Genomic DNA, 279 nt, shown 5'->3' on the forward strand with positions numbered 1-279 from the left:
GCAGCCTGGAGCTCGGCGCGCAGGGCCGGCGTCAGCGCCTGGCCGGCCCGGTCGACGAGCAGGGTCATCTGCTAGGCCACCAGACCCATGTCGCAGTCGGGCGCGGCCAGCACGGTGATCACCGAGCCGTCGCTGATCGCCATCACGATGAGCAGGCCGCGCTCCATCTCGACGACCGTCTGCGTCACGGAGCCGCCCTCGAAGACGCGGGACGCGCCCACGGTGAGGCTCAGCAGGCCGGCGGAGACCGCGGCGAGCTGGTCGGCCCGGTCGGGCGGG

At 74.2% G+C, this 279-nt stretch carries 1 pseudogene; it reads right to left on the reverse strand.

Annotated features, from left to right (window positions below):
* Nucleotides 1–279 (reverse strand): annotated as a pseudogene (locus HT134_RS44530) (roadblock/LC7 domain-containing protein); the annotation flags it as partial.

Source organism: Nonomuraea rhodomycinica (assembly GCF_013363995.1).
GTDB lineage: Bacteria > Actinomycetota > Actinomycetes > Streptosporangiales > Streptosporangiaceae > Nonomuraea > Nonomuraea rhodomycinica.